Annotated in this window: 6 protein-coding genes; all 6 read right to left on the bottom strand. The window is 38.0% G+C overall.

Features of this window, described 5'->3' with window-relative positions:
• Positions 1–1,086, bottom strand: a 1,086-nt coding sequence (locus ACESM9_RS13520) for a M20 family metallopeptidase (protein ID WP_372999699.1), incomplete at its 3' end; no start/stop codon positions are given.
• A gap of 98 nt (positions 1,087–1,184) precedes the next feature.
• Positions 1,185–2,927: a peptide ABC transporter substrate-binding protein gene (locus tag ACESM9_RS13515; protein ID WP_372999695.1), complete on the bottom strand. Its 1,743-nt coding sequence runs from the start codon at positions 2,925–2,927 to the stop codon at positions 1,185–1,187.
• 49 nt (positions 2,928–2,976) lie between these two features.
• Positions 2,977–3,987: an ABC transporter ATP-binding protein gene (locus ACESM9_RS13510; protein WP_372999692.1), complete on the bottom strand. Its 1,011-nt coding sequence runs from the start codon at positions 3,985–3,987 to the stop codon at positions 2,977–2,979.
• Positions 3,950–4,972, bottom strand: coding sequence for an ABC transporter ATP-binding protein (locus ACESM9_RS13505; protein WP_372999689.1), 1,023 nt, complete (start codon positions 4,970–4,972; stop codon positions 3,950–3,952). The genes ACESM9_RS13510 and ACESM9_RS13505 overlap by 38 nt, the downstream gene beginning before the upstream one ends.
• 19 nt (positions 4,973–4,991) lie before the next feature.
• The gene (locus tag ACESM9_RS13500; protein ID WP_372999686.1) at positions 4,992–6,323 is read right to left on the bottom strand and encodes an ABC transporter permease; all 1,332 of its coding nucleotides are present in this window, start codon (positions 6,321–6,323) and stop codon (positions 4,992–4,994) included.
• A gap of 11 nt (positions 6,324–6,334) precedes the next feature.
• Positions 6,335–6,884, bottom strand: a 550-nt coding sequence (locus ACESM9_RS13495; protein ID WP_372999683.1) for an ABC transporter permease, incomplete at its 5' end; no start/stop codon positions are given.

Below are 6,884 nucleotides of genomic sequence, written 5' to 3'. Positions count from 1 at the left end.
TAAAGGGGCTGTTATGCCCATTTTTTTATTGCCGCAACCTAAATGGTAAAAGGCACCTTTCGCTTCATTGATAAAATATGAGAAATCCTCTGCTCCTAGGCTGGGAAATTCTTTTAACTGTACTTTGTCCTTACCCAAAACTCTTTCCGCTGTCTCCTTTATTACATCTACAATTTCATCATCATTTATTAATGCATCATAGCCTTCTATAAATTCCACTATTCCCTCTCCACCGTAAGCTTTTGCTGTATATTCAACAATATGTTTTATTCTTTCCTTTACCAATTTCCTTGTTTCTGGATCTAAGGTTCTTAAAGTACCTGACATGACAACCTCATCAGCTATTATATTATTCCTGGTACCACCATTTATCTTGCCTATTGATAATACTACTGAGTTTAAGGGCGATATATATCTGCTTACCAAAGTTTGAAGACCTGTTATTACATTTCCTGCTATAACAATAGCATCTACTGAAGATTCAGGATAGGCTCCATGTCCCGATTTCCCTTTTATTTTAATATTGATTTCTCCTGATGAAGCATTGAGTTTCCCATACTTTAACTCTACAAATCCTGAATCTAAATAAGGCATTACATGCAGTCCGATGACATAATCCACATCAGGGTTTTTCATACAGCCATGCTCTACCATCCTTTGTGCACCGCCTATTGCTTCTTCTGCAGGTTGAAAAAGCAGCTTGATATTACCCTCCAGTTCTTCTTCCATTTCTTTGAATATCCTTGCCACTCCAAGCTGTATGGTTGTATGAACATCATGGCCGCAGGCATGCATAACACCTGGATTTTGTGATCTATAGGGCTTATCATTATCCTCTTTTATGGGAAGTGCATCAATATCAGCTCTGGCCGCCACTGTTTTTCCATCCTTTTTTCCTCTTATTATGGCAACTACACCTGTTTCTGCTATGCCGCTTTCATATTCTATTCCCCAGCTGTCCAGATATTCACATATCTTTTTTGATGTTCTTATTTCTTTTCCACTTAACTCGGGATTCATATGAAAATCTCTGCGAATTGACACAAGTTCCTCAAATATGTCTTCTACCCTTTTTTCAATATTCATAGTCCCTCCTGTTAAAAGTAACTATTTAAGTTTCTATTTGAATCTCTATCAAAATACCTGGGCCAATTATATTGGCACCAGGTATTTTAGAATCAATATCAATCTATCATAGTTGCATGTTTGAATATCCAGTACCCCATTGGATTTTTCTGTACATTTTCTACTTTTGCTCCATCTATAATATAATTATTTACGTTATAATATATTGGGGCAACTACTGCTTCATCCATAAATATCTGCTCAGCTTTCAGTAAATATTCATCTCTTTCCTTACCTGTACTTGTCATAGCCTTTTTCAGTAGATCTTCATATTCCTTGTTAGCAGGGTTCATGACTGTATCGTCTGCTCTGTCTTCATATGGCTGCCATCTCCATTGAGAGTAATTGATTCCCACAGATGTGAATAAATCAAACATAGTCATTGGATCATTATAATCTCCAGTCCAACCACCTCTTGCTACAACAAACTTACCGTTGTATCTGTTAGAGAAGAATACTGACCTTTCCTCAGCTCTCAGTTCTACTTCTATTCCCAAATTTTGTTTCCACATTTGTTGTATTGCTTCTGCTAACTTTTTCTGATTTTCATTAACATCATGGAGCAGTTCAATCTTTGGAAAACCCTTTCCATCTGGATATCCAGCTTTCGCCAGATATTCTTTTGCTTTTTCTACATTTACATTCCATGGATCTATCTCATATTCTTCAGTTACTCTACCGTTACTATCGAGTTTCCTAAAGGACGATCCATCAGATAGGCTGAAGGATGAAGGAACATAGCCTGATGCCGGAATCTCTCCACCTCTTAATACCTGTTCAACAATCATCTTTCTGTCTATGGCCAATGATAATGCTTTTCTAACATTTACATCGTTTGTAGGAGGTACATCTACATTAAATGTATAGAAGGAGCATCCTAGCGAAGGTTCACTGTAGAAGTTGGGATCTTCTGAAGCAAGCTTAGGTATTTCACCCTGAGGTACAGCTGACAACACTTGTATCTCTCCTGCCCTATATCCTTGGAGTGCTGTAGTGTCTTCTGTAATGAATAAGCCTTTTATGCCTTTTAGTTTAACATTCTCCGCATCCCAATAATGTTCATTTTTCTCAAAGGATAAATGAGATCCGATTTGATATTCTGTGAGCTTAAATGGGCCATTGGATATACAAGTTTCAGGAGATTTTTCCCAACCTTCACCCTGTTCTGCAATATCTTCTCTTGATGGCATGAATGCCATGAAGGATGTTAAGCTTAGGAAGTATGGAACGGGTGCCTTCAATTCAACCTGTAAAGTATAATCATCCAAAGCGTTGATCTTTATATCTTCTAATTCTCCTTCACCGTCATAGAATTCCTGAGCTCCTACCACATAGTCAGTAATCAGAAATGCATATGTTGCTGCAGCCTCAGGTAAACACAGTTTTTTCCATGCATATTCAAAGTCATGGGCTGTTACAGGTTTCCCGTCGGACCATTTACCATCAGGTCTTAGCTTGAATGTATACACAGTATTTTCTACGCCCTCTGCGTTTGGACCTATCTCATAACTTTCTGCTGCTGCAAGTTTCAGACCATCTTTTGTATCCATCATCAAGCCTTCAAACAATGTGTTGATGATGTTTCCGCCTTCAGTTGTGCCACAGACTTGTGGATCCCATGACTGAGGTTCGGATCCTATGTTCCATACCAGTATTGAATCAGATATGGTTTCCTCAGCAGGTTGTTCTTCTTCAGCCGGAACCTCTGATGTGGCAGGTGCAGGTTTTGCGCAGCCTGCAAGAGTTACAATTACCATTGTCATGATTAGAAATATTGCTGTTAGCTTTCTAAGATTTTTCATGATACTCCTCCTCCATTATTATTAATAGCAACCATATTGCTAATCTTCTTTAGTTTTGTAACAGATGACAGGCTACATAATGTTTGTTGCCTACATCTATCAACTTCGGGACAACTTCTTTGCAAATATCACTCTTATACTTGCATCTAGTCCTGAATTTACAACCCGATGGTGGGTTTATGGGACTTGGAACATCTCCTTCAAGTATGATTCTTTCTGTCTTTTCTGCTAACTCTGGGTCAGGTATGGGTATTGATGATAGAAGAGCTTTTGTATAAGGATGTATTGGATTATCATAAAGTTCATTTCTATCTGCTACTTCCACCAAATTACCTAGATACATCACCCCTATTCTATTTGATATATGTCTCACCATACTGAGATCATGAGCTATGAATAAGTAAGTAAGGCCAAAACTTTCCTGCAAATCCTCAAGCATATTAACCACTTGGGCTTGAATAGAAACATCCAGAGCAGATATAGGCTCATCACATATAATGAACTCCGGATTGACTGATAATGCTCTAGCTATACCAATTCTCTGCCTTTGACCTCCGGAAAACTCATGGGGGTATCTACTTGCATGAATCTTACTAAGACCAACTAGGTTCAATAGCTCAGTGACTCTTTCTTCTCTTTCTTTTCCGCTTGCAATATTATGTATTTCCATGGGTTCACCTATTATATCTGCTACTGTCATTCTGGCATTCAGTGAAGCATAAGGATCCTGGAAGATCATCTGAATCCTTTTTCGGTAGGGCATTAAATCTTTCTCGCCTAGTTTGCCAATATCTTCTCCATCATATAGTATTTTCCCATCAGTAGGCTTATAAAGTCTGATAATAGTTCTTCCTGTTGTTGATTTTCCACAGCCTGATTCACCTACTAAACCGAAGGTTTCTTTCTTGTTTATAAAGAAGGATACATCATCCACAGCTTTTACATACTCAACCTTCTTGCTAATTATACCCTTGCGCTTCTCAAAATACTTCTTTAAGCCTCTTACCTCCAGCAGTCTCTCGCTATGCTCCACTCCTAACACCTCCCTTTTGCCTCTCATACTCTTCTACACGAGGTGCATCTTCATCCAGCAACCAACACATTGCTTTTTGCAATCCTCTTTGGTAGTACAAAGGCATTTCTTCTTTGCAGATATTCATTGCAAAATTACATCTATTGTAAAAAGGGCAACCCTTTGGAGGCTTTAAGAGATCAGGAGGTGTACCAGGTATTGGAACAAGCCTCGTCTTGTTTGAAGATAACCTGGGTATTGACTTCAATAAACCCATAGTATAGGGATGTAAAGGATTGTAGAATATGTCCTTTACAGAACCCTCTTCCATTATTAATCCGCCATACATCACTATTACTCTTGTACATACTTTAGCCACTATTCCAAGATCATGTGTTATCAAAACAGTTGACATATTTAGTTTTTTATTCAGTTCTTTTATCAAGCTGAGTATCTGAGCCTGTATAGTTACATCCAAAGCAGTAGTAGGTTCATCTGCTATCAAGAGTTCAGGATAACAGGATAAAGCTATGGCAATCATAGCTCTCTGTCTCATACCCCCACTGAACTCGTGAGGATAATTGCTAAACCTAGATTCCGGTGATGGAATTCCTACCATATCAAGCATCTTGATTGCTCTGTCTTTTGCTTCCTTTTTACTCACATTATTGTGTTCTTGTATTATCTCTACTATTTGGTTTCCAATGGTATATACCGGATTCAAACTGGTCATAGGGTCTTGAAATATCATGGAAATTTTATCTCCTCTTATTCTCCTCATTTCCTTTGTAGTCTTCTTTAGAAGATCTTCACCGTTAAACAAAATCTCACCGCCGATGACCTTTCCTGGATGCTGTAAAAGTCTCATAACGGAAAGGAATGTAACACTCTTGCCGCTCCCTGATTCTCCAACTACACCTAAGGATTCACCGGATTTAACATTGAAGCTCACATTTCTTATAGCTTTGACCTCGCCTATATGTGTAAAGAAAGAAGTTTCCAAGTTATTGACCTCAAGCAGAATATCACTCATTCTAACACCCCTCTCCTATTTACTTTCTCAGCCTAGGATCAAGCGCATCCCTTAAGCCATCACTGAATATGTTAAATGCCAATATTGTAATTGACATAGCCAAAGCCGGATAAAACATTTGATATGGGTATACTGTCAAGGTCTGAAGGGCATCATTACAAAGACTGCCCCAAGAGGCTTTAGGTGCTGCTACTCCTAAACCTGTAAAGCTCAGGAATGCTTCAGTAAACATAGCTGAAGGTATCTGCATAGTCAAAGATACCATTATTGGTCCCATGGCATTTGGTAGCAGATGTTTAAATAGAATTCTTTGGGTGGAAGCCCCTATGGTTCTAGCTGCCAGGATAAATTCCTGTTCCCGCATGCTCAATACTTGCCCTCTCACTATACGAGCCATACCAACCCAATATGTGACGCTCATTGCGATTATTATGGACTGGAGTCCAGGTTTTAATATAACCATTAATAATATTACATAAAGCATCATTGGAATGGAGCTTATAATGTCTACAAACCTCATCATGATATTATCAACTCTGCCACCCAGGTATCCTGATATTCCTCCATAGAATACACCTATAACAAAATTAATTATTGCTGCAACAAATCCTACTATCAGGGATACCCTGGCTCCATAAACAACTCTTATGAACATATCACGACCTAATGAATCAGATCCCCAAATGAAGGTCTTGTTTGATACTTTCCTAAAGGGCTTAGCAAGTTGATCATTTAATTTTACTTGAAACCTATCTATTCTTTTTTCCATTATGTGCCTTGCTTCTTCCAGAGTAATAGTCTCTACTGATGCCCCCTGAGATGCATAATAGTCAGTCAAGTACTTATAATCACTTACTTTTATAATGGGGTTCTTCTTGTATGCTCTTTCTAACTTTATAAATTCACTCTTTGCATTGAAATATGGGCTATAATCTATTAAAACAGTGTTACCGTTTACATCGTAATAGCATTTCTTGCCTAACTTATCGTCATTAACTAGATCAGCTAATTTAATCAGTTTTCCGTCCTTTGTGACTTCAATAACTTTATACTCACTGGTTATGTACACATAATTTTCATTATCCAATTGATAAATTTCCAATTTAGGCGGTATATTGGATAAAGTAAGCTCCTGTTCCTCGTAGCTATATCCCCAGAAAAAAGGTATCAGTATAGCCGATAAAACAATAAAAGCAATAACTACCAATGATACTATAGCACTCTTGTTCCTCTTTAGCCTTCTCCAGCTATCTTGCCAATATGTCAAACTTGGTCTTTCAATAATTTCAGAATCAAAAGCTTCTTTCACCAAAGGTTCCCATCTTCTATCTATCTTAGCTGTATCTGACATATGTATCACCTCTACTCATACTTTATTCTCGGATCTATAAACACATATAGAATATCAACAACCAATATGGTAATCACCAGGAATACAGCAAAGAAAACCGTGGTCCCCATTATCAAAGTGTAGTCCCTGTTTAGTATACTGGTAGTAAATAAGCTTCCGATTCCGGGTATGCCAAATACTTTCTCAATAACAAAAGAGCCGGTTACTATCGAAGCTATCATTGGACCAATATAGGTTACTATTGGTAGAAGTGCGTTGCGCAAAGCGTGTTTCCCTATTACTTTAAACTCTGAAATACCTTTTGATCTGGCTGTTCTTATATAGTCCTGCTGCATTACATCCAATATTGAAGTTCTGGTTAATCTGGTTATGAAAGACATTGAAAAGGCTCCAATAACCAGCACTGGTCCTATATAGCCCCTTGGATTTTCTATTCCAAATGATGGAACCCAACCTAATACTGAACTGAACAAATACAGAAAACCTGTAGCTAGGACAAAGCTAGGTATAGTGGCTCCGAGGGTTGCAAGAATCATAACAAATCTGTCAATAAGCTTGTTT

The sequence above is a fragment of the Lutispora sp. genome, from assembly GCF_041687175.1.
Taxonomy (GTDB): domain Bacteria; phylum Bacillota; class Clostridia; order Lutisporales; family Lutisporaceae; genus Lutispora.
This window is presented reverse-complemented; position numbering and strand designations above follow the sequence as displayed.

What these genes read in the sequence shown, in the direction of transcription:
- ACESM9_RS13515 (WP_372999695.1), bottom strand. Translation starts at nt 2,927, where the DNA reads ATGAAAAATCTTAGAAAGCTAACAGCAATATTTCTAATCATGACAATG.
- ACESM9_RS13510 (WP_372999692.1), bottom strand. Translation starts at nt 3,987, where the DNA reads ATGAGAGGCAAAAGGGAGGTGTTAGGAGTGGAGCATAGCGAGAGACTG.
- ACESM9_RS13505 (WP_372999689.1), bottom strand. Translation starts at nt 4,972, where the DNA reads ATGAGTGATATTCTGCTTGAGGTCAATAACTTGGAAACTTCTTTCTTT.
- ACESM9_RS13500 (WP_372999686.1), bottom strand. Translation starts at nt 6,323, where the DNA reads ATGTCAGATACAGCTAAGATAGATAGAAGATGGGAACCTTTGGTGAAA.